This is a genomic window from Asticcacaulis currens (genome assembly GCF_028550395.1).
Taxonomy (GTDB): Bacteria; Pseudomonadota; Alphaproteobacteria; order Caulobacterales; family Caulobacteraceae; genus Asticcacaulis; species Asticcacaulis currens.
Genome location: NZ_JAQQKW010000027.1, coordinates 1 through 747, shown reverse-complemented (window position 1 = coordinate 747; position 747 = coordinate 1). Strand labels below are relative to the sequence as shown.

1 rRNA gene is annotated in these 747 nt (G+C 51.7%); it reads right to left on the bottom strand.

Features of this window, described 5'->3' with window-relative positions:
• Nucleotides 1-673 (bottom strand): 23S ribosomal RNA (locus tag PQU94_RS18005); the annotation flags it as partial.
• Nucleotides 674-747: the final 74 nt, after the last annotated feature.

Sequence of the window (747 nt, the reverse complement as noted above, 5' to 3'; positions counted from 1 at the left end):
TTCAAACTCGCTTTCGCTACGCCTACACCTATCGGCTTAAGCTTGCTCGGCACATGAAGTCGCTGACCCATTATACAAAAGGTACGCCGTCACCCCGCTTGGGGGCTCCGACTGCTTGTAGGCTTCCAATTTCAGGTTCTGTTTCACTCCCCTTGTCGGGGTGCTTTTCACCTTTCCCTCACGGTACTTGTTCACTATCGGTCGCAGAGGAGTACTTAGGCTTGGAGGGTGGTCCCCCCATATTCAGACAGGATTGCACGTGTCCCGCCCTACTCGAGGATCTTGCTAGTTGACGCCTACGGGACTATCACCCGCTATGGTCAGCCTTTCCAGGCTGTTCGGCTTTATATCACAAGATCACTGGCCTGGTCCGATTTCGCTCGCCACTACTTTCGGAGTCTCGGTTGATGTCCTTTCCTCCGGGTACTGAGATGTTTCAGTTCCCCGGGTTCGCTTAATAAACCTATGTATTCAGTTTATTATACCTTTCAAACCACCAACTCATTTTAGTGCAGAACACTAAAATGAGAGGGCAATCAAAGGTGGGTTTCCCCATTCAGAAATAACCGGATCAAAGGGTGCTAGCGCCTCCCCGGTTCTTATCGCAGCTTGCCACGTCTTTCTTCGCCTCTCTGCGCCAAGGCATCCGTTAGAAGCCCTTCAACGCTTGATCGTTCTCTCAACTAAACGCACCGACGACATCCGTCGTTGGCCGCGTTCGTTCTTGTTTCAGACGCTTCACTCACC